Genomic DNA, 22176 nt, shown 5'->3' with positions numbered 1-22176 from the left:
ACGATCAGGCAGCCTTCAACTGGTCGGAGAGAAGCCCGACGGACAGAGCGAAATAGTCCGAGCGGTTCCAGATCTTGATCACCTGGAAGTTGTGGTAGGTCAAGAAGGCCCGGCCACCGGGGCCGTCCATGCGCAGCAAAACCGCCGGGATGTCGGAGTTGGGCAACGGACCGCCTTCGCGGTCGCGCACGCCCGCTTTGGCGAACGCGGCGACGGTGTCGCGCCGCCCGGCCGGCAGGTCCGCAGGTGCCTGCACCTCGCGGCCCCACAGCTCGCCCTGGCGCCAGCCCGAGCGCGCCAGCAGGTTGGACATGGACGCGAACACGTCGGGTACCGAGCCCCAGATGTCGCGCTGGCCATCGCCGTCCCAGTCCACCGCGTGGCGCAGATAGGTGGACGGCATGAACTGGGCCTGGCCCATGGCGCCGGCCCAGGAACCCGTCATCTCGTCCAGGCCGACATCGCCCGCGTCCAGGATCTGCAGGGCAGCCATCAACTCGCCGCGAAAGAACTCGGAGCGCCGGCCTTCATGGGCCAGGGTGGCGAGTGCCGAGACCACCGACCAGCTCCCCGTATTGCGCCCGTAGGAGCTTTCCAGCCCCCAGAGCGCCACCAGGGTCGGGTTGGGCACCCCGAAGCGGAAGCGGATCTGCTCCAGGAGATCCCAATGGGTCGCCAGCATCTCCTGGCCGCGCCGCACCCGGTTCGCGTCGATCACCCGGCCGATATAGTCGGCGAAGCTCATCCGGCCCTCGGGCTGGCGCCGGTCCAGCTCGATCACCCGCTCCAGCCGCTCGGCCCGGGCGAGCGCTGCCTGGGTGGTGGCGGGCGAGATGCCGAGCCGGCGCGCCTCGCGGGCGATCTGGTCGAGAAAGTCCGGCCATGACTGCTGGGCGGCCGATACCGGCCGCGGGCGGCCCGCCGCCACGAGCAGGGCAAGGGTGCCGATCACGGCCTGCCAGACCGTGCGGCGGCTGCAGCCCAGGTCATCGCTTGTCGCCACGTGATCTCCCTCGTCCGCGGCCGCTCCATACCCGGAAGGCCTGCGGTGCATCGTCGGATTTCCGGCTTCTAGGGGCGAAGCCGGGACGATGCCAGAGGTTGAAGATCAGTAGACGATGGTCACCATGCCGGTCACGTCGTCGCGCAGGACCGCGATCGGCGGCGCCGGCGACGCGGTGGCGGGCGTACCGGCTCCGGCCGAACCCGACGCGGCGGCAGGCGGCCCGCAGGGCCGGCCGCTGCCGGGCGGGCAGGCCGCCAGCACGGTGACGCTGACGCCCAGGGTGGCGGTGGCCTGCTCGGCCAGGGTGGCGGGCGGAGCCGTCGGCACGGCCACCGCCACCAGGGCGGCGGCTGCTAGGATGGTGCGCAAGGTCGTTTCCTCGTCGGCCCTTCGGCTGGGGCCACGGGAAGATGCTAGCGCAGCTCGCCGGGGATTTCCTCAACGCGTCCTAACCATGACCGGCCGCTGCCCAGGTCGGACCGGACCGACCGGCAATGGCGACAACGGGTTGCCGGAAGTTTCTCAGAAAATGATCGTGACCAGCAGCGAGTCGGCATAGGTACCGGGCTGCGTACCCGGCACTGGGGGGATCACGCCATAGGCCGGCAGGTCCACCGTCGCACTGCCATCCAGGGTCGCTGCCACGGGCGGGCCGATCACGGCACCGTCGCCCCCGGGCAGCATGCCGCCCGGTGCCGCGAACACGAAATAGGGAATGACATCGCTGCCGGGCCCGGCGAGACGGCGCTCGACACCGCCACCGCCCGCCGACAGCCCGACCTGGACTGTCTGCGGCTCGTCACAGCGGATCGTCACCTTGCCGGTCGCCTGGTTGGTGCGCGCCGTGTCGATCACGCCGAACGACAGGGCGGCGATCTGGACGTCGCAGCCGGCGCGGGCCGGGCCGACGCCGGCGAGCAGGGCCGCCAGCCCGAGCAGGATGGGCCAAGGCCAGTTCATCGGCACCGCACCTCGCCAAGGAAGGGCATCGGGTCGTCGCCGGCGATGCCCGGCAGCAGGCAGGTGACCGGCCCGCCCGGCAGTGCTGCCGAGATCGCCACCTCGCCGGAGCCGACCCCGGTGGCATGGGCCAGCCCGTCCCGACCGACCAGGGCCAGCACCCCGCCTGCTGGATCGGCGAGTTCCAGGCCGCCCGGCAGCGGCTGGCCCTGGCCATCGACCAGCCGCACCGTCGCCTGCCGCTCGCGACGGATGCCGAAATCGACGGACATGCCGCTGCGATCGGCGGGCACCGCGTCCACCTGCGGGTCGCTCACCTGGGCGTCCAGCGGCAGGTCCTCGACCTCGACCCGCACTCGGTTGGGCTGGTAGGGCAGCAGCCCCGGCAGGAGCAGCCGGCCATCCGCATCGGTCCGGCCGACCTCGCGGTTCTCCAGGTAGACGCGCACGTCCGGCATGTCCGGCAGTTCCACCATGCCGAATGCCCGCCCCAGGCGGCGCGACGCGTCGAACTTGCCGTCCACCACGGCGAGCGAACCCGACAGGTTCGGGCGGATGGCGCTGCTGTCCTTGCCGAGTTCCGCGTCGATCCGGGTCGAGAGCTTGCTCCAGTCGTAGCCGAGGCTGCCGGCAAGGCGCGAGGAGTCGTCGCTGCCGGCCCGGGCGGCGACCAGCCAATCCGCGCCCAGGTCGCTGTCGCCCTTGTTGTGCCGGTACTGCACCTCGGCGGAGGTGCCAGACGCATCGCGGGCCGAGCCGGCGATGGCGCTGTCACGCCGGTTGATCGGCAGGACATAGTTCAGGAAGAACACCGCCTCGTCGGACGGGTCGATCAGCTTGGCCGCGGTGAGCACGACCGAACCGGGGCCGAGCCTGGTGGACCAGGAGGCGCTGGCCGACAGCGTGTCCTGGGCGGTGCGTTCGTCGCGATGTACCAGGAACAGGCCGAGATTGCCGAGCGTGCCCAGGTCCAGGCCGACCCGGACCTGGTCGATCCGGCTGGGCTGGGCACCGTTCTCGGCATCGCCCAGCTCCTGCCAGTCGTCGCTCGCCAACCGCGTGCCGATGCCGAAGCTGAACGGGCGGCCGAGATATTCATAGTCGAGCTGTCCCAGCCAGCCAGTACCGCCGTCCTCGGCCAGACCAATGCCGAGCCCGCCGCTCAGCGTGCCGAACCGGCCGATCGCGAGCGTGCCACCGGCGGCCAGGTTCTGCAGGCCGGGCGATGCCTCCAGATGGACCTCGCCGGTGAAGCGGTCGGAAAAGCCGTAGCGATGGGTCAAAGAGACGAACGGGTCGCCGTACTCGAAGCTCTCCAGCCCGTAGTCCTCGCGCACCAAGCCGGCCTCGTAGGCATAGTCGTGCAGGCCCGCGCGCAGCATCCGGGCACTGACATAATAGGGCTGGGTGACCACGCGCTGGCGGCCGAGCAGGTCGGTGACGGTGACTTGTAGCTCGCCTGCCCCGGTGATCACCGGCAACTGGTCGATCTGGAACGGGCCGGGCGGCACGTCCCCGGAGAAGCGCTGGAGGTCGTCGACATAGACATCCACCACCGAGGCGCTGTCGGCGAGCCCGCCGATGGTCGGCAGCGGGAAGGTGATGAAGGACGGGTCGGTGCCGAAATTGCTGGCCCACTGGATGCCGCCATAGCGGAAGGGGCGGCTGAAGGCACCACCCACGGCCAGCGCGTCGCCCAGGCGCAGCGATGCACGCCGCTCCAGGAAGTCGCGGGAGTAGCCGGTTTCCAGGCGCACGAGCTCGCCGTCGGAAGAGAGCGCATCGGCCGCCAGCAGGCTGGAGGTGAGCACGCCGCCTGCCCCGAACAGGCCGGCCTCGAACAGGCCGTCCAGGCGGCTGCGGATGCCGTCGCCCGCGAGATACTGCACGTCATAGTCCAGAAACCCGCCAAAGCCGGTCACCACCGGCGGGCGGTCCGCGCCCTCGCCGCCCAGCCGTACCGGGTCCAGCGACACGGGCGGCACAGACAGGGCCAGCTCCAGGTCGACCTCGTCGATCTCGACCTCGGCACCCGGGATCGCGTCGATCGGGTAGAAGGGCTGGCCGTTCAGGGTCAGCACCTGATCCTGGTCCACCACGAGGCGCCAGCGCACGGCCTCGGCCAGCTCGACCACGAGCCGCCCGGTCGCGGCCTCGCGGGCGAAGATCGCGGCGTCGCTCACCTTCTGCCCGTTCACCGTCACGGCATAGAGCTGCTCGACCCAGGCGCGCTCCGGCTCGATCGGCGGCAGGATCGGGGCACGGTGCAGTTCCGTGGGCGGCGGCCCCGGCCGCTCCGGCGTCGCCCGCGGCATGTCCACCCGGGTGGCCGGCACGGCAGCGGTGGTGCGGCGCACCGCGAACTGGTCGAGCGGACGCTGCCGCACCGGGGGCTCGACGGGTGTGGCTGTCGGGCCGGCTGCCGGTGCCGGCAGGTCGGGGGGTGCTGGTGGCGGCTCTGCCGCCAGCACCTCCAGAGGCGGGAGTGCGGTCTGGGTGGGCAGTGAAGCGGGTGCCGGCCTGCGCAGCGGGACGATGACGACGTTGCGGCCGGGCTCGACCGGCCGGCGCGCGGATTGGCCCGGCAGCGGCGGGACCGGCTCCTGCGCGTTCAATCCCGACCAGACGGTCGCGAGCAGGACGGCCGCCCAGGCCTTACTCGCCCGGCGCGGCCAGGCGTTCTTCGAGCGTGCCAAGATTGGTTTCCGCGACCACCGTCAGGGAACTGCCGGCAGCGTTGCGGGGGAGCGGCCAGCTCCGCGCACGGCCGGGCAGCAGGTAGAAGGGCTCCTTCATTTCGGCCACCGATGCGCCGCTTGCGCTGCGCACCTGGATCCGGCTCACCTGGACATGGGCCTGGCCGACATTGCGCAGGCCGAGCAGCGGACCGTTTGGCCCGACGTCAATGCTCCAGACCGGTGCGGCGAGCGCGCCCGGCGGCTTCTGGAAGACCGGGACATTGAACCCGAGCGCGAACTGGACCCCGCCCGGCGCGGCCTGACCGGCCGCCGGTGCCGGCACCTCGGAGATCAGCAGGCGGAAGCTGCGCTCGATGCTCGGGCGGGATCGGTCGCGCAGAGCCAGGCGGATCACCTGCTGGGCGCCCGCCTTCAGGCTGAAGACCGGCGGCACGGCCAGGAGCTCCGGGGCCGGCTCCAGGGCGGCGGCCATCGGCGAATCCAGCCAGCGCATGGCGCTGACCTGGAGGACACTGGCCGCAGGCCCGTCGTTGCGCACCACGATCGTGGCCGTGCCGGTCTGGCCGAGTTCCAGCCGGGTGGGCGAGACCGACAGGTCGCCGGCCTGAACCGGCGTCGCCAGGACTGCCGCTGCCAGGCCCAGCAGCCCTGCTGCCAAGCGGCGGCGACCCAGGCGGCCGAAGACGAGGTCCCGGTTCGCCATGGCACTCACGGGAAGGTGAGCGTCACGTTGACCGTGTCGGCATAGTTGCCGGCCGGGACCGTCTGGTTGCCGGGGATGCGGCCATAGACCGGGATGGTGCCGCCACCCGCCACCAGCCGGATCTCGGTATAGGCATTGGTGCTGGTGCCGAACAGCGCCGTGCGGGTGGAGTTGCGGTAGAGCTGGTAGTTCAGCTCGTTGCTCCCCGACCGCATGCGCCGGGCGTTGATGCTGCCGCTGCCGCCGCCGTCCAGCTCGAAGACCAAGTTGCCGACCGGGCAGTTGGCGAACCCGATCTGGCCATCCGTGTCTAGGTTGGCGGTCTGGCCGGAGGTGTAGGTGCCAAAGCTAATGGTGCCGCCGGTGAGCGAGCAGCTCGTCTGCACCACGGCCGAGACCGCGAGCGTTCCGGTGGTGGTCGGAGCCGGGGCCGGACTGGGGGCCAAGGCGAGGCCGATCCCCAACAGGCCGGCGGCCAGGCAAGCTGCACGCGTCATGGTCCGATCTCCTTGAACCGCCGTCGAGCAGGGCAAGCATTAATTCAACTTGTGGTTTTATTCTCCCGGGAACCACGCGCTGGCAACGGGCTTGTCGTGAGCGGATTCAAGCCATGCAGGAATGATCGTTCTCGCGTGCCCGGCTGGCCCGCTCGCCCCAGAAGCGCACGGTCGAGAGCAGCTTCGGCCGGTCGATCGGCTTGGTGAGGTAGGCGTCCATGCCGGCGGCACGGCCCGCGGCCTCGTCGTCGGCCAGGGCATCGGCGCTGAGCGCCACCACGGGCGTGGATCGCAGGTGCCGGTCGGCGAGCGCCCGGATCTGCCGGGTCGCGGCCAGCCCGTCCATGCCGGGCATCTGCACGTCCATCAGCACCAGGTCGATGCCGCCGGATGCCACCCTGGCGACTGCCGCCGCACCATCGCCGACACTGGTCACCCGATGCCCGGCCTTGCCGAGGACGATCGTGGCCAGCTTGATGTTCACCGGGTTGTCGTCCGCGACCAGGACATGCAGGGGCCGGCCATCATGCTCCTGCACATCATGCCGGGTCCAAAAGCCTGATCGTTCCGGAGGCTGCACCAGCCGGATCAGGATCTGCATCAGCTCATCATCGCTGAACGGCTCTGCGAGATAGGCGTCGAACCCCTGCTCGCGAGCCTGGGCGGCATCGCCACGCAGGCCGGAGCCGGCGATCCGCACCGTGCGCACCATCTGGCCGGCCTGAGCCCGCAGCCGTTCCAGCAGCGCCCGGGCCTCACCGGCCTCGACCATCTCGCTGACGATCGCCAAGTCGAAACGGGCGCCACGGGTGCCGGCCTCCTGGATCTCGCGCAAGCCATCCGCCGCCCCCGCAGCACCGCGCACCGCCAATCCCCAGCCGGCGGCGACCGTGCGCAGCCGCTCCCGCAAGGCCGCCTTCGGCTCCACCACCAGCAGCTCGAGACCGGCCAGGCTGACCGGCTCCGGGCCGGCCGGTGCCTCGGGAGCGGGCCTGGCGGGCAGCTCGATGCGGAAGCTGGCGCCGCGCCCGGGGGCGGCATCCACGGCGAGCCGGCCGCCCATGGCACGGATCAGGCGCAGGCTCACCATCAGGCCCAGGCCGCTGCCGCCGAACTGCCGGGCGGTGGCCATGCCAGCCTGGCCGAAGCCGCTGAACAGCATGGCCATCCCGGCCGGATCGAAGCCCCGCCCGGTGTCGCTGACCGACAGGACCAGGAGGCCGCCCGTCGCTCCTGGCGCGTGGTCGAGCGCCACGGCGACCTGGCCGGTATCGGTGAACTTCACCGCATTGCCGATCAGGTTGACCAGGATCTGGCGCAGCCGGCCGGGATCGCCCCGCAGCCGCGCCGGCACGGCAGGATCGATCGCGAGGGTCAGGCCGATGCCCTTGGCCGCCGCCTTCGGCCGGAAGGGGGCGACGGCCCGTTCCAGGATCAGGCGCGGATCAAAGGCAGTGTCGAGGAATGGCAGCCGGCCGGCCTCGGCCCGCGCCAGGTCGAGCATGTCGTTGATCACCGTCAGCAGCGCTTCGGCCGAGCCGGTGATGGCTTCCACGCAACCGCGCTGCTCCGGGCTGAGCTCGGTGTCGGCCAGGAGCCGGGTCATGCCGAGCACGCCGTTCATCGGCTCGCGCAACTCGTGGCTGAGCGCTGCCAGCACCGTCAGCGGCCGCTGATTCCGCCGGCAGCGGCGCCGCCGACCGTTGCTGCGACCCGCCGTCCTGGCGTTACCCCACCCAGCGCCCATGCCGCTCTCCGCTGTACGATCCGGAACCGGCATAGCGTTTATCGCGCGGAAGTTGAATCATCTACAAACGCAGTGATTGAAATCACTAAGCAATAGGATTATGTTCATGAAGCCGGGGATGGCCCGGCCAACAAGGACCAGCAAGATGGCCAAGCAGAAGCGAAACGCCTCGGTCGATCCCGCCAACCCCGACTCCGGCCAGGCCGCGGCACGCAAGCCGGTGCTGAAGAAGCCCAGGTTCGCGTTCGAGGATCTGGAAGCGCGTCAGCAGTGGCTGTGGAAGCTGGCCTACAACGCGTTCGAGCAACGCGTCGCCAGTGCGGACAAGCCGGCTGATACCCGGTTCGTGCTGCACCTGAGCGAGCTGCTGGGCCTGGGCCCGGCCGCGAACGACAACGGCAAGGGGCGCAGCGGCCTCGGCGCCTTCCTCGACGCCATGACGCCCGAGGAGTTCGCCGAGTACAAGCAGCAGGACCAGCCCGGCTGAATTGCCCGGACCGGCTTTCCTGCCGGCAGCGCCGCGGGTGGCAGCATCCGCGGCGCTGTCGCCCGTTCAGGCAGGGCGCACGATCAGGTCGAGCCCGTCCTGGTAGTAGAGGGTCAGGCCGTTGGCGAAGCTCACGAACTTGAACCCCGTCACGTCGGCACCCGAGGCGGTGACATGGGCACCGGCCTCGCCCGTTCCGACGATCGCCTCGTCGGCCACCAGCCCAAGGGCGCGCAGGCCGCTGTCATTGTAGAGGACCACCTCGCCCCCGGCATCCTGGACGAGATCGCTCAGCGCCAGCTCGACCACCGGCGCACCGCCGAGCTCGGCCGCAGGGTCGCCGGCCACGTCCAGCGGCCCCAGGTCCACCTCGTCCGCAGGCCAGTTGATCGCCGTGTCGCTCATCTTCTGACGCCCTGTCCAACCATACCCGAACCCGGGCCGACCAGCGGATCCACCGCCCTTGGCCCGGCCTGTGTGCCTGTTGTCGCACTGATATGGTTAACGAAACGTTGCCACAAGCCGACTGACCCGGACTTGGTTGCCAAAGTCGCCGTTAACTATGGCTACACATACCCTAATATACCCAGGGCGAATACTCCTAGGATTGCCGCGGTCGCCGGCGCACCCAGGGAGGCAGTTGGCGAAACGGCAGCAGGCCGGGATCGGCGGTATTCACACCCGGTGCCGCCACCACCAGCACCTCGGCCGCGATCGGCTCGAACTCCGCACGGAAATGCACCGAGCTCTTCAGGGCCAGGATGCGCTGCGCGGCGGGCTCGACGCCCAGGTGGCGGAAGATGGCCGCGTCCGCTGCCTGCACGCGCCTGGTCGAGACCAGCACGCCCACCCCGTCCGGGCCGCCGGCGCGCAGGAGCGCCATCGGGCCCAGGTCCATCCGGCTGCCCCGGTACATCGGCCCGGTCGCGGTGAAGCGGCCATTGCCCAGGCGCTGCACGTACCAGTCGCCGGTAATTGGCGTCACGCCGGAAGGACCGAACCGTCCGCCCAGCGGTAAGCCGCGCAGCCAGGCACCGGCCCCGGCCGCATGTGCGGCCAGGGCCGCCTGCGGATCGGCCAGCAGCGCCAGCACCGCGTCCTCCGCCTTCGCCTCGATCAGGGCCGCGAGCAGGCCGGTCGTGTCGGAGGTACCGCCGCCGCCCGGATTGTCCTGAGTGTCCGCCAGCACCACCGGGCGGTCGCGCCGGCCACCTTCCAGCGCCTCCGCCACCGCCGCCTCCGCCGTCCACAGCCGCCCGGCGAAGTCCGGCTCCGCCGCAGCGAAGGCCGCCGCGAGCTCGGCCACGGCCGCTTCGGCGTCCTCGGCCCGCGCGGCATAGGCCAGGAGCGAGGGCCCGCCGCAGGCCGTGTCGCCCGGGGGAAAGCCCATGGCGATCGAGACGAAACCGTCCAGCCGCGCCGACAGCCGGTCGGCCAGGCGGTAGAGGCCGCCGGACGGCTCCGTGGTCGTGCACTGCCAGGGCAGCCCGATCAGGAAGTCCAGCTTGCGGTGCGCCTTGGCCAGCTTCTGACCGCCCATCAGCCGCTCCAGCAGCGGCAGGCAGCGGGCACCGGTATCGGCGATGTCGACATGCGGATAGGTGCGGTACGCCGCCAGCCCGTCGGCATGCCGCACCATGGCATCGGACACGTTGGCATGGAGGTCCAGGGCCGCCACCAGCGGCGTGGCAGGGTGGAGGGCGCGGATCCGCGCCAGGAGCTCGCCCTCGCCATCCCCCAGCGCCTCGGTGATCATCGCCCCGTGCAGGTCGAGGAAGATGCCGTCCAGGGGGCCGGCCGCCGCCAGCTCCGCCAGCATCTCGTCGGCCAGACGCTTGAACGCGTCGCTGGTCACCGGCCCGGACGGCCCGGCATTGGCCCAGACCAGCGGCACCAGCGTGTGGCCGCGCGCCGTGGCGGCATCGATGAAGCCGGTGATCGCCAGGTTGATCCCGGCGACGTTCCCGAACATCTCCACACCACGCTGGCGGGCCGGCCAGCCGTCGCTCTGCTCGAACGCGGCCCAGTCGGCCGGATGGGGCGCGAAGCTGTTGGTCTCGTGGTGCAGCCCGCCCACCGCGATCCGCGCCATGCCGAGAGCCCCCTTTGGACCTAGTAGCCGACCCGGCGGATCATCCAGGCCGGGTGCGCGAAGGCCGCGCGGTGGATCTCCGGCGTGTAGTAGCGCAGGCCCTCCGGCACCTGACGCGCGGCCAGCGTCTGGGCGTCGACCAGGCGCAAGGCCGGGTCATCGCTGGCAAAGCCCAGCGCCATGCTGCCGCCGATATAGGTGGGCACTGCCGCGAAATAATAGGTGACGTCGGCAAAGCCCGCGGCGCGCTGTCGGCTCTGGGTGAACTCCAGCTCGTCCGGGTGGATGGACGGGTTGCCGCACTGGGTCGCCATCACCCCACCGGGCTTCAGCATCCGCCGGCAGTCGCGGTAGAACTCCTCGGTGAACAGGACGGCACCCGGCCCCTGCGGGTCGGTGGAATCGACGATGATCACGTCGAACCGGTCGTCGGTCTCCTTGGCGTATTTGGCGCCGTCCGCGATCGTCACGCGCGCCTTGGGATGCTCGAACGCGCCGTCGGAGAGGGTCGGCAGGTACTGCTTGCAGAACTCGATCACGCCGGCGTCGATCTCGACCTGGGTGATCCGCCGGACACCCGGATGCTTGATCGCCTCGCGCAGGCAGCCGCCATCGCCGCCGCCGATGATCAGCACCTCTTCCGCCCGGCCGTGGGCCAGGATCGGGGTGTGCACCAGCATCTCATGGTAGACGAACTCGTCGGCCGTGGTGGTCTGCACCACGCCGTCCAGCGCCAGGACCCGGCCCCAGGCCTCGCTCTCGAACACGATCAGGTCCTGGTGCTCGGTCTGGTCGTGGTAGAGCACCTCCTTCACCTTGATCTTCTGCGCCCAGTGCGGCCAGAGCGTCTCGGTGAACCAGTCCATCGGCCATCTTCCCAAACGGTGTCCCTCGCGGTCGGCGCGGGTCTAGCAGAGCCCGGCGCATCCCGCCATGCCGCCAGAGTACGGCCGCAAGATCCGGAACCGGAGACACAGGCGCCGGGTTCTACCGCCGCAAGAACCTCGGTGACCGGCGGCGATGCCGGTCCGTTTCACCGGCAAGGGAGACAGTTGATGACCAAGCCATTGGTCGCTCTTACGGCCTCGGTGCTGCTCGCGTCCTCGCTCGCAGCTTGCGGATACTCCACCGAAATGCGGTCGGACACGGCGACCGACATCGTGACGCCCGCGAGCGCGGAGCTGCCCCTGGTCGAGACCTCGCCGGAGATCTTCGAGATCATCAACGCCAGCTCGATCCCCGCCAAGGTGTTCGTGGAGCAGGCCGGGGTCGGCAACATGTTCGAGATCCAGGCCGGCCAGCTCGCGACTGAGAAGGCCAGCAACCCGCTGGTGCGCACCTATGGCGAGCAGATGGTCCGCGACCACACCGCCCTCGGGCTGGAAATGAACAGCAAGGCCAGCATCGCCGGCAACACTTTCACCGTGCCGGTAACCCTGGACACCAGGCACCAGGCGATGATCGACCAGCTCAACGCCGCCTCGGGCGAACAGTTCGACCAGCTCTACATCCAGATGATGCGCCAGTCGCACAAGGATACGTACGAGCTGTTCAACGCGATGGGCAATCGCGGCTCGCTGTCCAACTTCAACGAGCTGGCGGCCGACAACAAGGAAATGATCCTGCACCACCTGGAGCAGGCTGACGCGATCGCGCAGCAGATCATGATGTGACCCGGAAGCGGCCCGGCCACGGGCCGCTTCACTCAGCCCGCGGGTCGGCCCGCGTCGGGATCAGATGTCGGCGTAGACATGCGCCTCCGCGGCACCGCCCGGATGGGTCACCGCGCCCTTCTCCGCCGAACCCACCGTCTGCGCGTATTTCCACAACGTGCCGGCCGTGTAGTACGAGGAGCGCGGCTGCCAGGCCTTCCGCCGGCTGTCCAGCTCCGCCTGGCTCAGCTCCACGTCCAGCGTCCCGGCCTCTGCGTCGATCACGATGATGTCGCCGTCCTGGATCAGGCCGATCGGCCCGCCCACCTGCGCTTCCGGCCCGACATGGCCGATGCAGAACCCGCGCGTGGCGCCGGAGAAGCGGCCGTCCGTGATCAGCGCCACGGCGTCGCCCTTGCCTTGGCCATAGAGGGCGGCGGTGACGCCCAGCATCTCGCGCATCCCGGGCCCGCCCTTGGGGCCCTCGTAGCGGATCACCAGCACCTCACCGTCCTGGTACCTGCGCTCCTGGACCGCCTGCATGCAGTCCTCCTCGGAATCGAAGCAGCGCGCCGGCCCGCGGAACCGCAGATTGGCCAGGCCCGCGACCTTCACGATCGCACCCTCCGGCGCCAGCGTGCCCTTCAGCCCGACCACGCCGCCCATGGGGCTGATCGGGTCGCTCACCGGCCGCACCACCACCTGCTGCGGCCGCCACGGGAAGTCGGCCAGGTTCTCGGCGATCGTCTTGCCGGTGACGGTGATGCAGTCGCCATGCAGCAACCCGCCATCCAGCAGAGCCCGCATGATCAGCGGCACCCCGCCGACATCGGCCAAGTCCTTCATCACGTATTGCCCGGCGGGCTTCAGGTCGGCGATGTAGGGCGTGGAGCGGAAGATCTCGGCGACGTCGTGGAGGTCGAAGGCGATGCCTGCCTCGTGAGCCAGCGCCGGCAGGTGCAGGGCACCGTTGGTGGACCCGCCCGAGCAGGCGACCACCCGTGCCGCGTTTTCGAGCGACTTCAGGGTGACGATGTCGCGCGGGCGGATCCGGCTCGCCAGCAGGGCCATCACCGCCTCGCCAGACTGCTCCGCCCAGGCATCGCGCGCCTCGTACGGCGCCGGGGTACCCGCCGAGCCTGGCAGGGCCAGGCCGATCGCCTCGGACACGCAGGCCATGGTGTTGGCGGTGAACTGCCCGCCGCAGGAGCCGGCCGAGGGGCAGGCGACCCGCTCCAGCTCCTCCAGGTCGGCATCGCTGATTGCACCCACCGCGTGCTTGCCCACCGCCTCGAACACGTCCTGCACGGTGACGTCGCGGCCGCGGTAGCGCCCGGGCAGGATCGAGCCGCCATACATGAACACGGACGGGACGTTCAGGCGGACCATCGCCATCATCAGCCCGGGCAGCGACTTGTCGCAGCCGGCCAGCCCCACCAGCGCGTCATAGGCATGGCCGCGCACGGTGAGCTCGGTGGAATCCGCGATCACCTCGCGGGACACCAGCGAGGACTTCATGCCCTGGTGGCCCATGGCGATCCCGTCGGTGACGGTGATCGTGGTGAACTCGCGCGGCGTGCCGCCGGCCTTGGCGACCCCGCGCTTGACCGCCTGCGCCTGGCGGCCCAGTGCGATGTTGCAGGGTGCCGCCTCGTTCCAGGTGGTGACCACGCCCACGAACGGCTTGCCGATATCGTCCGCGGTCAGGCCCATCGCGTAGTAGTAGGAACGGTGCGGCGCCCGTTGCGGACCGCTCGTGGAGTAGCGCGACGGCAGGTCCGACTTGTTGAAGATCGTCACGCGCGCCACGGCGGCTGCCTCCCCTCGCACCGGCCAGGACATGCGCCGGCCTGTTCTTCGATCACGTTGCAAGGACGATAGTCCGCGCACCCGCCGGTGGCCAGCCGTGACGGCGCAGCACGCAAGGGAGAAGGCGCTGCCGCTTGTTCCGTGACGCGGGCGGTGCGACTTCACCCCCATGGAACTCGTCCACGACCTCGCACCCCGGCCGCCGATCTCGCTGCGCAAGATCGTGCAGCGGGCGTTCACCCGCTTCATCTACGACGACGGGCTGACCCATGCTGCGGCGATCGCGTTCGACACGCTGTTCGCCCTGGTGCCGTTCCTGATCTTCCTGCTCACCCTGGCCGGCTGGATTGGGCAGAGCGAGGCGGCCACCCAGTCGATCGACCTGGCGCTGACCTTGCTGCCGCCCGAGGTCGCCGGCTGGGTGAAGCCCCTGATCAACGAGGTCCGCCGCGTCGCGCATCCGACCATCCTCACCGTATCGATGATCGGCACGCTGTGGGTGGCGTCCAGTGCCATCGAGGCGGTCCGCAACGCGCTGAACCGTATCTTCGATGCCACAGTCAGCGCCAAAGACTGGCCGATGCGCCGCCTCCAGGGGCTGCTGCTGACCTGCTTTGCCGGGGTCTGCGCCATTGCGCTGACCACCATGACGCTGATCCTGCCGCTGGGCCTCCAGATCGCCGCCCGGCTCCTGCACGACCCCGAGCTGACGCGGATGGTGGGCGCCTGGTCCACCCATCTGGCCGGCATCGTCATCCTGTTCGCCGTGTCCCTGACCCTCTACCGGCTCCTGCCCGGCCGGAAGATCCCGCTGACCCGGCTGGCGACCGGGGCGATGTTCGTGGCCGTGGCATGGAACGGCTTCGTGTTCGGCTTCTCCTATTACATGCGCAACATCAGCAGCATGAGCGTAACCTATGGCAGCCTCGGCGGCGTCGTGGTGACGATGTTCTTCTTCTGGCTCTCGGCGGTCATCTTCCTGCTGGGCGCCCAGCTCGCCGCCGCGGTCGACCGGGCCAGCACGCCCAGCCCTCTTTCGGCCCCGCTGGTGCACGGTTAAGAACCGCTCCACCCAGCGCTTTTATCCATCGGAGATCTCTGCTCATGAGCGCTACCAAGCCCGCCTCGGCCGGGCCGTTGTTCGCCGGCAAGCGCGGCCTGATCATGGGCATCGCCAACGACCGCTCGCTGGCCTGGGGCATCGCGGCGGCGGTCGCGGCGCACGGTGCCGAGCTGGCGGTGACCTACCAGGGCGAGGCCCTGAAGAAGCGGGTGATGCCGCTCGCCGAGAAGCTGGGCGCACCTCTGGTCCTGCCGGCCGACGTCACCGATGCCGCCTCGATGGACGCGCTGTTCGCGGAGATCCAGGAGCAGTGGGGTCGGCTGGACTTCGTGGTCCACGCGATCGCCTACTCCGACAAGGAGGAGCTGAAGGGCCGCTACGTCGACACGAGCTTGGAGAACTTCCAGAACACCATGAACGTGTCGGTGTTCAGCTTCACCGACCTCGCCCGGCGCGCCGCACCACTGATGACCGAGGGCGGCTCCCTGCTGACGCTCACCTATCTGGGGGCCGAGCGGGTGGTGCCCCACTACAACGTGATGGGCGTGGCCAAGGCGGCGCTGGAAGCCTCGGTGCGCTTTTTGGCGGTGGACCTGGGCGGCCAGCGCATCCGGGTCAACGCGATCTCGGCGGGACCGGTCAAGACGCTCGCCGCGTCCGGCATCGGCGACTTCCGCTACATCCTGAAGTGGAACGAGTACAACGCGCCGCTCAAGCGCAACACGACCATCGAGGACGTAGGCGGGGCCGCGGTGTACCTGCTGTCGGACCTGGGCGGCGGCACCACCGGCGAGGTGTTGCATGTCGACAGCGGCTACCACGTCGTCGGCATGAAGGCGGCCGACGCGCCCGACATATCGGTGGTCTGAGCCGGTTCGGGCGGAACCACACCGGCAGGTCCGCGCTTTCCTTCAACGTGGCCAACGCGCCGCTCCCTGCCGGAGCGGCCGCTCCGCAAGAGATGACTGCCGCGCCCGGCAGGGAGGAGGAAGCTCGTGGACAGAAGAACCTGGTACATCATCATCGTGGTCATCATCGTGATTCTCCTGGCCTGGATGTTCTGGCCCAGGACCGCGACCACGCCGGTGGCTCCCGAGGCCACCCCGCCTGCAACCACCACCACGCCCTGATCTGAGCGAGCCGCCGCGGCCGGCCCCTGGGCCGAGACAGGCCGGTCGCGGCGATCCCCCTTGACCGCTCCCCGTCGTTCCGCGCACCTGCCGCCGGCATCGGCGCGGCGGGGCTTGGGGAGCCATGGCAGGCAGCAGTTTCGGCGAACTCTTCCGCTTCACCACCTGGGGCGAGAGCCACGGGCCGGCGATCGGCTGCGTGGTCGACGGGGTGCCGTCGCTTCTGCCGCTCACCGAGGCGGACATCCAGGTCTGGCTGGACCGGCGCCGGCCGGGTCAGTCGAAGTTCACCACCCAGCGCCAGGAGCCCGACCAGGTCGAGATCCTGTCCGGCGTGTTCGAGGGCAGGACCACCGGCACGCCGATCCAGCTCCTGATCCGCAACCAGGACCAGCGGTCCAGGGATTATGGCGACATCCAGGACAAGTACCGTCCGGGCCACGCCGACTACGCCTATGACAAGAAATACGGCATCCGCGACTATCGCGGCGGCGGCCGGTCCTCCGCGCGCGAGACGGCGTCGCGGGTCGCCGCGGGTGCCGTCGCGCGCAAGGTGCTGGGCGATACGGTGCGGATCCGCGGCTGCCTCGTGCAGATGGGGCCGGACCGGATCGACCGGGTGCGGTTCGACGACGCGGAGATCGACCGCAACCCGTTCTACTGCCCGGACCCGGAGGCGGCTGCACGCTGGGCGGAGCAGTTGGCCGTGATCCGCAAGGCCGGCTCGTCCGTGGGTGCGGTGATCGAGGTGACGGCGAGCGGCGTGCCGGCCGGCCTGGGCGAGCCGGTCTACGACAAGCTCGACGCCGACCTCGCCAAGGCGATGATGAGCATCAATGCGGTCAAGGCGGTGGAGATCGGCGACGGTTTCGCCGCGGCTTCACTCAGCGGCGAGGCCAACGCCGACGAGATGCGCATGGGCAATGACGGCCCGCGTTTTCTGTCCAACCATGCCGGCGGGATCCTGGGCGGGATCTCCACCGGCCAGGACGTGGTGGTGCGCTTCGCGGTGAAGCCCACCTCCTCGATTCTCACCCCCAGGCGCACGATCGACCGGTCCGGCAACGAGACCGAGATCCTGACCAAGGGGCGCCACGACCCCTGCGTCGGCATCCGCGCCGTGCCGGTGGGCGAGGCGATGATGGCGGTGGTGCTGGCCGACCACCTGCTCCGCCAGCGCGGGATCTACGGCCTTCGCTAGCGCGCAGCGGCCGGCTCAGCCCCCGGTGACGCTCATGTGCCGCGCCACCGCCGGGGCCTTGCGCCGCCGGTCGATGATGAAGTCGTGGCCCTTGGGCTTGCGGGCGATGCCGTCGCGGATCGCCTGCTCCAGGGCCTGGTTGCCCTCCGAGGAGCGCAGCGGCGTGCGCAGGTCGACCGCGTCCTCCTGGCCCAGGCACATGTACATGGTGCCCGTGCAGGTCACCCGGACCCGGTTGCAGCTCTCGCAGAAATTATGGGTCATCGGCGTGATGAAGCCGAGCCTGCCCCCGGTCTCGGCGACCCGGACATAGCGGGCGGGGCCGCCCGTACGGTAGTCCAGGTCCTCCAGGGTCCAGCGGCGCTCCAGCCTGGCACGCACCAGCGAGAGCGGCAGGTACTGGTCGGTGCGGTCGCCGTCGATGTCGCCCAGCGGCATGGTCTCGATCAGCGTCAGGTCGAAGCCGCGCTCGCCGCACCACTCGACCATCCGGTCGATCTCGTCCTCGTTGACCCCTTTGAGCGCCACCGCGTTGATCTTGACCGCCAGGCCCGCCGCCTTGGCCGCCTCGATCCCGCCCATCACCTGGGCGAAGCGGCCCCAGCGGGTGATCGCCTGGAACCGCTCGGGGTCGAGCGTGTCGAGCGAGACGTTGACCCGCCGCACGCCGGCCTCGACCAGGCCCTCGGCATGCTTGGCGAGCTGGCTGCCATTGGTGGTGACGGTAAGTTCGTCGAGGGCGCCGGTGCGCAGGTGCCGCCCGACCTGGCGGATCAGCCACATCACGTCCCGCCGGACCAGCGGCTCGCCGCCGGTCAGCCGGAGCTTGCGCACCCCCATCTCCACCAGCGTGCTGCACAGCCGGTCGAGTTCCTCAAGGGTCAGGAGCTCCGCCTTGGGCAGGAACGTCATGTTCTCCGCCATGCAATAGACGCAGCGGAAGTCGCATCGGTCGGTCACCGAGATGCGCACGTAGGTGATCTTGCGCGCAAACGGATCGATCAGCATCGCTTGTCCTGCATTCGGGCGGACCCCTTTTACCCGCGGGGCCGCTGGTAAGCAGCCGGGGGGCTGTCTATGCTCCGCCCCCAGAACTTAGGCACTCGGCTGCCGGAAGTGAACCGGCTCCGCCGAAACTGCCGAAACGACAGGCTGTTGCCACTACGCCCGACCGGGCGTCCTGCAGGGAATCCGGACCTCCACCATGGCCAGACCTGCCCTGCCCAAGCTCGCTCTCGTCGCTGCCGCCACCCCTGAGGCCGAGGCGGCCCTGGAGGTGCTGGCACGGCGCTGGCCGACCGTCGATCTCGACGAGGCCGAAATCGTGGTGGCGCTCGGCGGCGATGGCTTCATGCTCGAAACCCTCCATGGCCAGATGCAGCGTGGCGTGCCGATCTACGGCATGAACCTCGGCACCGTCGGCTTTCTCCTGAACGCGTTCGACATCGACGACCTGGCCGAGCGGCTGGCCGGTGCGCGCGAGGTGGTGCTGCATCCCCTGCGGATGGAGGCCATGGCCGCGGACGGCACCCGGGTGTCCGGCATGGCGATCAACGAGGTGTCGATCTACCGCGAGACCCGGCAGGCGGCCAGGCTCGCCGTCGAGATCGACGGGGTGGTCCGCCTGCCCGAGCTGGTCTGCGACGGCGTGCTGGTCGCCACGCCCGCCGGCAGCACCGCCTACAACCTGTCGGCCCATGGGCCGATCCTGCCGCTGGGCGCCAACCTCCTGGCTGTCACGCCGATCAGCCCGTTCCGCCCGCGCCGCTGGCGGGGCGCGCTCCTGCCCAACGAGGCGCGCTTCACCATCCGGGTGCTGGACCCGATCAAGCGGCCGGCCAGTGCCGTCGCCGACTATACCGAGGTCCGCGACGTCCAGACCGTGGAGATCTGGGAGGACCGCAGCATCGAGCTGCGCCTGCTGTTCGATCCCGAGCACCATCTGGAAGAACGGATCCTCAAGGAACAGTTCGTGCCCTGAAGAGGCGGATCGGGTGCTGGCCCAGGCGTCCGCCAAAGACATGGCTGCCGGGCGAGAAGAGCCGATTGCGCTGGCCCATGGCTGGTGTATGAGCGCGCGGCTTTTGCCCCTCTGAAAGGCGCCGCACTTGGCCAACCATTCGGCCGCCGCCGCTTCCGGCCAGCATCTCCCGATCGCGCCGAAGCTGCGCGCCAGCCTGGTCCTGGCGGCCCTGGGCGTGGTGTTCGGCGATATCGGCACCAGCCCGCTCTACACGATGCGCGAAGCGTTCGGCCATGCCGGCGGCCTGGTCCTGGACGAGCTCCACGTCCTGGGCGTGCTGTCGCTCGTGTTCTGGTCGCTCACCCTGATCGTGGCGCTGAAATACGTCGTCCTGATCATGCGCGCCGACAACAAGGGCGAGGGCGGCGTCCTGGCATTGGCCGCCCTGGCACTGGGCAGCGGCGGTGCCCGGGGCGACAAGCGCAAGTTCGTGGTGATGGCGCTCGCCATGATCGGGGTGAGCCTGTTCTATGGCGACGCGATCATCACCCCGGCGATCTCGGTCCTGTCGGCGGTCGAGGGCCTGCAGACGCTGGACCCGCGCCTGGAAGCCTATGTCGTCCCGATCTCCATCGTCATCCTGGTGGCGCTGTTCCTGATCCAGCGCCAGGGCACCGCCCTGGTCGGGCGCCTATTCGGGCCGATCATGCTGGCCTGGTTCAGCGTCCTGGCCGTGCTGGGGCTCGTCCAGATCGTGCAGAGCCCCGACGTGCTGCGTGCGGTCTCGCCGAGATGGGCCATCCTGTTCCTCCGGGAGGAGGGTCTGCATGCCTTCGTGGCGATGGGCTCGGTCGTGCTGTGCGTGACCGGTGCCGAGGCCCTCTACGCCGACATGGGCCATTTCGGCAGCCGGGCGATCCGGCTGTCCTGGTTCGGCGCGGTGATGCCGGCCCTGGTGCTCAACTATTTCGGCCAGGGTGCGCTGATCCTCGATCATCCCACGGTCATCACCTCGCCCTTCTATCACCTCGTCCCCGCCTGGGGCCTGGTACCGCTGATCCTCCTGGCGACCTTGGCCACGATCGTGGCGAGCCAGGCGGTGATCTCGGGCGTGTTCTCCCTCACCTCCCAGGCCATGCGGATGGGCTACCTGCCACGGATGGTGATGTTCCACACCTCCGAGCACGAGGTCGGCCAGATCTACATCCCGCGCATCAACTGGCTGCTGATGGCCGGCGTGCTGGCGCTGGTGACCGCGTTCGGCAGTTCCTCGAGCCTGGCGGCCGCCTATGGCATCGCCGTCACCAGTGCCATGGGGATCGACGCCATCCTCGCCTGCCTAGTGGCACTCTGGCTGTGGCGCTGGCCGCGGCCTTGGGCGATCCTCCTGTTCGGCAGCCTGCTCTGCCTGGATGCCGCCTATATCATCGCCAACAGCCTGAAGATCCCGGCCGGGGGCTGGCTGCCCCTGCTGATGGCCGCCGTCCTCTTCCTGATGCTGCGCACCTGGGTCCAGGGCCGGCGCGTGCTGGCCGACCTGCGCACGCAGCAGTCGATGGGCATCGAACTCTTCATCCGCTCGGTCACCGCCAGCTCGCGCTGCCAGCGGGTCGCCGGCACCGCCGTGGTGCTGTGCAGCGACGTGTCGATCGTGCCGAACACCCTCCTGCACAACCTGAAGCACAACCACGTCCTCCATGAGCAGGTCGTGCTGCTCAACGTACGCACCGACGACGTGCCGCGCGTACCGCTGGAGCAGGGCGTGAGCGTCCGCCACCTGGGGGACGGCTTCTGGTCGATGGTGGTGCGCTTCGGCTTCATGGACCAGCCGGACATCCAGGCGGTCCTGCGTGCGGCAGCCGGGGCCGGTCTCACCGTGGACCCGGCGCGCGCGTCCTACTTCCTCGGCCGCGAGACCCTGGTGCCGTCGACCCGCGACTACCTGCACCCGATCCAGGAGCGGCTGTTCATCAGCATGTCGGCGACCGCCACGGACCCCACGGCCTACTTCAACCTGCCGCCCGACCGGGTGATCGAGGTCGGCACCCAGATCGAGATCTGAACCGGCGGATCCTTTGCAGTCGGGGCTGGCCCCCGTGATGCCCAACCGGCACGATGGCGGCACCGGCCGGTCCCGGCCGGACAGTCATAGGAGACCATGCAGGTGAGGCTCGAAGGGATCTTCGCGGCGGCGGTGACCGCGGCCAAAGCGGATGGCCAGGTGGACCGCGCGCGCACCCGGGCGCATGTGGAGCGCCTGCTGGCAGGCGGCTGCCATGGCGTGGCGCTGTTCGGCACCACGGGCGAGGCGGCATCGTTCTCGATCGCGGAGCGCAAGGCGATGCTGGAGGATCTGGTCGGGGCGGGCATCCCGGCGGAGCGGATCCTGCCGGGTGTCGGCCTGTGCGCGCGGGACGACACGCTGACGCTCGCCCGCCATGCCCTGGAACTCGGCTGTCGGCACCTGCTGATGCTGCCGCCGTTCTTCTACAAGGGCGTGTCGGATGCGGGCGTGGCGGCGGCGTTCGCCGAGGTGCTGGAGCGCCTGCCGGCCGAGGCCAGGGTAATCCTCTACCATTTCCCCAAGGTCTCGGCGGTCCCGATCACGCCCGAGGTGGTGACGCCCCTGTTGGAGCGGTTCGGCCCGATGGTGGCCGGCATCAAGGACAGCTCGGCCGATCTGGACCATACGCTGGGCCTGGTGCGCGCGTTTCCGGACCTGGCAGTGTTCCCGGGGGCCGACCACCATCTGCTGACCGTGCTCCAGGCCGGTGGTGCCGGTTCGATCTCGGCCGCCGCCAACCTGAACGGTGCTGGCAGCCGGAAGGTGTTCGACCTGTTCAAGGCGGGTGATGCGGCCGCGGCCGAGGCGGCGCAGGTCCAGGTCACGGCGGTGCGCAAGGCGGTGGAAGGCGGCCCGCTGATCCCGTCGATCAAGGCCTTGCTGGCGCTTAGGCTGGACGATCCGGAATGGCGGCGGGTGCGCCCCCCGCTGGTCGAGCTCGCCGATGATTCGGGGCTGGCGGCGGCAAAGGCAGCCCTGGCCAACGTGGAAACAAAGGTATAAAGATATTTTTATGCGCTCGGGACGGCGCTTCGTCGCGAACCGGTCAGGACCGGTCGTACCGCGAGAAGCGCCCCCGGCCATTGCTCCGCTATGGAAGCGA

21 protein-coding genes are annotated in these 22176 nt (G+C 69.9%); 9 read left to right on the top strand and 12 right to left on the bottom strand.

What is annotated here, in order from left to right; translation table 11 throughout:
* Positions 1 to 4: 4 nt before the first annotated feature.
* From HLA95_RS17625 to HLA95_RS17595, 7 genes are all read right to left on the bottom strand, one after another.
* Positions 5 to 1003 carry a lytic murein transglycosylase gene (locus HLA95_RS17625; RefSeq protein ID WP_222184024.1) on the bottom strand — a complete coding sequence of 333 codons (999 nt, stop codon included), beginning with the start codon at positions 1001 to 1003 and terminating at the stop codon, positions 5 to 7.
* 105 nt (positions 1004 to 1108) lie between these two features.
* Positions 1109 to 1375 carry a hypothetical protein gene (locus HLA95_RS17620; RefSeq protein WP_222184022.1) on the bottom strand — a complete coding sequence of 89 codons (267 nt, stop codon included), beginning with the start codon at positions 1373 to 1375 and terminating at the stop codon, positions 1109 to 1111.
* Positions 1376 to 1528: 153 nt separating this feature from the next.
* On the bottom strand, positions 1529 to 1966 hold the full coding sequence (locus tag HLA95_RS17615) for a Csu type fimbrial protein (protein WP_222184020.1): 438 nt from the start codon (positions 1964 to 1966) through the stop codon (positions 1529 to 1531).
* Entirely contained in the window at positions 1963 to 4662 is a 2700-nt protein-coding gene (locus tag HLA95_RS17610; RefSeq protein ID WP_222184018.1) for a fimbria/pilus outer membrane usher protein, read from the bottom strand. The genes HLA95_RS17615 and HLA95_RS17610 overlap by 4 nt, the downstream gene beginning before the upstream one ends.
* Positions 4622 to 5368: a fimbrial biogenesis chaperone gene (locus tag HLA95_RS17605; RefSeq protein ID WP_191061994.1), complete on the bottom strand. Its 747-nt coding sequence runs from the start codon at positions 5366 to 5368 to the stop codon at positions 4622 to 4624. The genes HLA95_RS17610 and HLA95_RS17605 overlap by 41 nt, the downstream gene beginning before the upstream one ends.
* Positions 5369 to 5373: 5 nt before the next feature.
* A complete protein-coding gene (locus HLA95_RS17600) occupies positions 5374 to 5865 on the bottom strand; it encodes a Csu type fimbrial protein (RefSeq protein WP_191061993.1) in 492 nt (163 codons plus the stop codon).
* A 106-nt stretch (positions 5866 to 5971) separates the two neighbouring features.
* The gene (locus HLA95_RS17595; protein WP_222184016.1) at positions 5972 to 7525 is read right to left on the bottom strand and encodes a response regulator; all 1554 of its coding nucleotides are present in this window, start codon (positions 7523 to 7525) and stop codon (positions 5972 to 5974) included.
* A gap of 232 nt (positions 7526 to 7757) precedes the next feature.
* Between HLA95_RS17595 and HLA95_RS17590 the strand changes: the two genes are divergently transcribed.
* Positions 7758 to 8099, top strand: a complete 342-nt coding sequence (locus HLA95_RS17590) for a hypothetical protein (protein ID WP_191061896.1) — start codon at positions 7758 to 7760, stop codon at positions 8097 to 8099.
* Positions 8100 to 8165: 66 nt separating this feature from the next.
* Here HLA95_RS17590 and HLA95_RS17585 read toward each other — a convergent pair whose 3' ends face one another.
* The 3 genes from HLA95_RS17585 to speE form a co-directional block, all read right to left on the bottom strand.
* Complete coding sequence (locus tag HLA95_RS17585; RefSeq protein WP_191061897.1) at positions 8166 to 8504, bottom strand: hypothetical protein; 339 nt, start codon at positions 8502 to 8504, stop codon at positions 8166 to 8168.
* A 196-nt stretch (positions 8505 to 8700) separates the two neighbouring features.
* A complete protein-coding gene (locus HLA95_RS17580; RefSeq protein ID WP_222184014.1) occupies positions 8701 to 10191 on the bottom strand; it encodes a M81 family metallopeptidase in 1491 nt (496 codons plus the stop codon).
* Positions 10192 to 10211: 20 nt separating this feature from the next.
* A complete protein-coding gene (gene speE / locus HLA95_RS17575) occupies positions 10212 to 11057 on the bottom strand; it encodes a polyamine aminopropyltransferase (protein WP_191058156.1) in 846 nt (281 codons plus the stop codon).
* 267 nt (positions 11058 to 11324) lie between these two features.
* Between speE and HLA95_RS17570 the strand changes: the two genes are divergently transcribed.
* Positions 11325 to 11864: a DUF4142 domain-containing protein gene (locus HLA95_RS17570; protein ID WP_191058155.1), complete on the top strand. Its 540-nt coding sequence runs from the start codon at positions 11325 to 11327 to the stop codon at positions 11862 to 11864.
* Between the two features lie 60 nt (positions 11865 to 11924).
* On the opposite strand, the gene ilvD is transcribed toward HLA95_RS17570, so the two are convergent.
* The gene (ilvD, locus tag HLA95_RS17565; protein WP_321574014.1) at positions 11925 to 13652 is read right to left on the bottom strand and encodes a dihydroxy-acid dehydratase; all 1728 of its coding nucleotides are present in this window, start codon (positions 13650 to 13652) and stop codon (positions 11925 to 11927) included.
* Between the two features lie 169 nt (positions 13653 to 13821).
* Between ilvD and HLA95_RS17560 the strand changes: the two genes are divergently transcribed.
* The 4 genes from HLA95_RS17560 to aroC all read left to right on the top strand — a co-directional run bounded on the left by HLA95_RS17560 (position 13822) and on the right by aroC (position 17046).
* Positions 13822 to 14712: a YihY/virulence factor BrkB family protein gene (locus tag HLA95_RS17560; RefSeq protein ID WP_191058153.1), complete on the top strand. Its 891-nt coding sequence runs from the start codon at positions 13822 to 13824 to the stop codon at positions 14710 to 14712.
* 44 nt (positions 14713 to 14756) lie between these two features.
* Positions 14757 to 15584 carry an enoyl-ACP reductase FabI gene (gene fabI / locus HLA95_RS17555; RefSeq protein WP_191058152.1) on the top strand — a complete coding sequence of 276 codons (828 nt, stop codon included), beginning with the start codon at positions 14757 to 14759 and terminating at the stop codon, positions 15582 to 15584.
* Positions 15585 to 15710: 126 nt separating this feature from the next.
* Positions 15711 to 15845: a hypothetical protein gene (locus HLA95_RS28335; protein ID WP_255513113.1), complete on the top strand. Its 135-nt coding sequence runs from the start codon at positions 15711 to 15713 to the stop codon at positions 15843 to 15845.
* 124 nt (positions 15846 to 15969) lie between these two features.
* Positions 15970 to 17046 carry a chorismate synthase gene (gene aroC, locus HLA95_RS17550; protein WP_191058151.1) on the top strand — a complete coding sequence of 359 codons (1077 nt, stop codon included), beginning with the start codon at positions 15970 to 15972 and terminating at the stop codon, positions 17044 to 17046.
* Positions 17047 to 17061: 15 nt separating this feature from the next.
* Here the strand turns inward: aroC and moaA are convergent, their stop codons facing one another.
* Positions 17062 to 18054, bottom strand: a complete 993-nt coding sequence (moaA, locus tag HLA95_RS17545; RefSeq protein ID WP_191058150.1) for a GTP 3',8-cyclase MoaA — start codon at positions 18052 to 18054, stop codon at positions 17062 to 17064.
* A 196-nt stretch (positions 18055 to 18250) separates the two neighbouring features.
* Here moaA and HLA95_RS17540 point away from each other — a divergent pair, with 196 nt between their 5' ends.
* The 3 genes from HLA95_RS17540 (at position 18251) to HLA95_RS17530 (ending at position 22076) form a co-directional block, all read left to right on the top strand.
* Positions 18251 to 19027, top strand: coding sequence for an NAD kinase (locus HLA95_RS17540; RefSeq protein ID WP_191058149.1), 777 nt, complete (start codon positions 18251 to 18253; stop codon positions 19025 to 19027).
* 127 nt (positions 19028 to 19154) lie between these two features.
* Entirely contained in the window at positions 19155 to 21071 is a 1917-nt protein-coding gene (locus HLA95_RS17535; RefSeq protein ID WP_223861381.1) for a potassium transporter Kup, read from the top strand.
* A 96-nt stretch (positions 21072 to 21167) separates the two neighbouring features.
* Complete coding sequence (locus HLA95_RS17530; RefSeq protein WP_222184012.1) at positions 21168 to 22076, top strand: dihydrodipicolinate synthase family protein; 909 nt, start codon at positions 21168 to 21170, stop codon at positions 22074 to 22076.
* The last annotated feature ends 100 nt before the right edge of the window (positions 22077 to 22176 follow it).

Source organism: Geminicoccus harenae (genome assembly GCF_019800005.1).
GTDB lineage: Bacteria > Pseudomonadota > Alphaproteobacteria > Geminicoccales > Geminicoccaceae > Geminicoccus > Geminicoccus harenae.
Note: the sequence above shows the minus strand (reverse complement) of the source record. Positions and strands in the feature narration are given on the sequence as shown.

What these genes read in the sequence shown, in the direction of transcription:
- HLA95_RS17580 (WP_222184014.1), bottom strand. Translation starts at nt 10,191, where the DNA reads ATGGCGCGGATCGCGGTGGGCGGGCTGCACCACGAGACCAACAGCTTC.
- HLA95_RS17530 (WP_222184012.1), top strand. Translation starts at nt 21,168, where the DNA reads ATGCAGGTGAGGCTCGAAGGGATCTTCGCGGCGGCGGTGACCGCGGCC.
- fabI (WP_191058152.1), top strand. Translation starts at nt 14,757, where the DNA reads ATGAGCGCTACCAAGCCCGCCTCGGCCGGGCCGTTGTTCGCCGGCAAG.
- HLA95_RS17570 (WP_191058155.1), top strand. Translation starts at nt 11,325, where the DNA reads ATGCGGTCGGACACGGCGACCGACATCGTGACGCCCGCGAGCGCGGAG.
- speE (WP_191058156.1), bottom strand. Translation starts at nt 11,057, where the DNA reads ATGGACTGGTTCACCGAGACGCTCTGGCCGCACTGGGCGCAGAAGATC.
- HLA95_RS17615 (WP_222184020.1), bottom strand. Translation starts at nt 1,966, where the DNA reads ATGAACTGGCCTTGGCCCATCCTGCTCGGGCTGGCGGCCCTGCTCGCC.
- HLA95_RS17600 (WP_191061993.1), bottom strand. Translation starts at nt 5,865, where the DNA reads ATGACGCGTGCAGCTTGCCTGGCCGCCGGCCTGTTGGGGATCGGCCTC.
- HLA95_RS17540 (WP_191058149.1), top strand. Translation starts at nt 18,251, where the DNA reads ATGGCCAGACCTGCCCTGCCCAAGCTCGCTCTCGTCGCTGCCGCCACC.
- moaA (WP_191058150.1), bottom strand. Translation starts at nt 18,054, where the DNA reads ATGCTGATCGATCCGTTTGCGCGCAAGATCACCTACGTGCGCATCTCG.
- HLA95_RS17590 (WP_191061896.1), top strand. Translation starts at nt 7,758, where the DNA reads ATGGCCAAGCAGAAGCGAAACGCCTCGGTCGATCCCGCCAACCCCGAC.
- aroC (WP_191058151.1), top strand. Translation starts at nt 15,970, where the DNA reads ATGGCAGGCAGCAGTTTCGGCGAACTCTTCCGCTTCACCACCTGGGGC.
- HLA95_RS17605 (WP_191061994.1), bottom strand. Translation starts at nt 5,368, where the DNA reads ATGGCGAACCGGGACCTCGTCTTCGGCCGCCTGGGTCGCCGCCGCTTG.
- HLA95_RS17585 (WP_191061897.1), bottom strand. Translation starts at nt 8,504, where the DNA reads ATGAGCGACACGGCGATCAACTGGCCTGCGGACGAGGTGGACCTGGGG.
- HLA95_RS17560 (WP_191058153.1), top strand. Translation starts at nt 13,822, where the DNA reads ATGGAACTCGTCCACGACCTCGCACCCCGGCCGCCGATCTCGCTGCGC.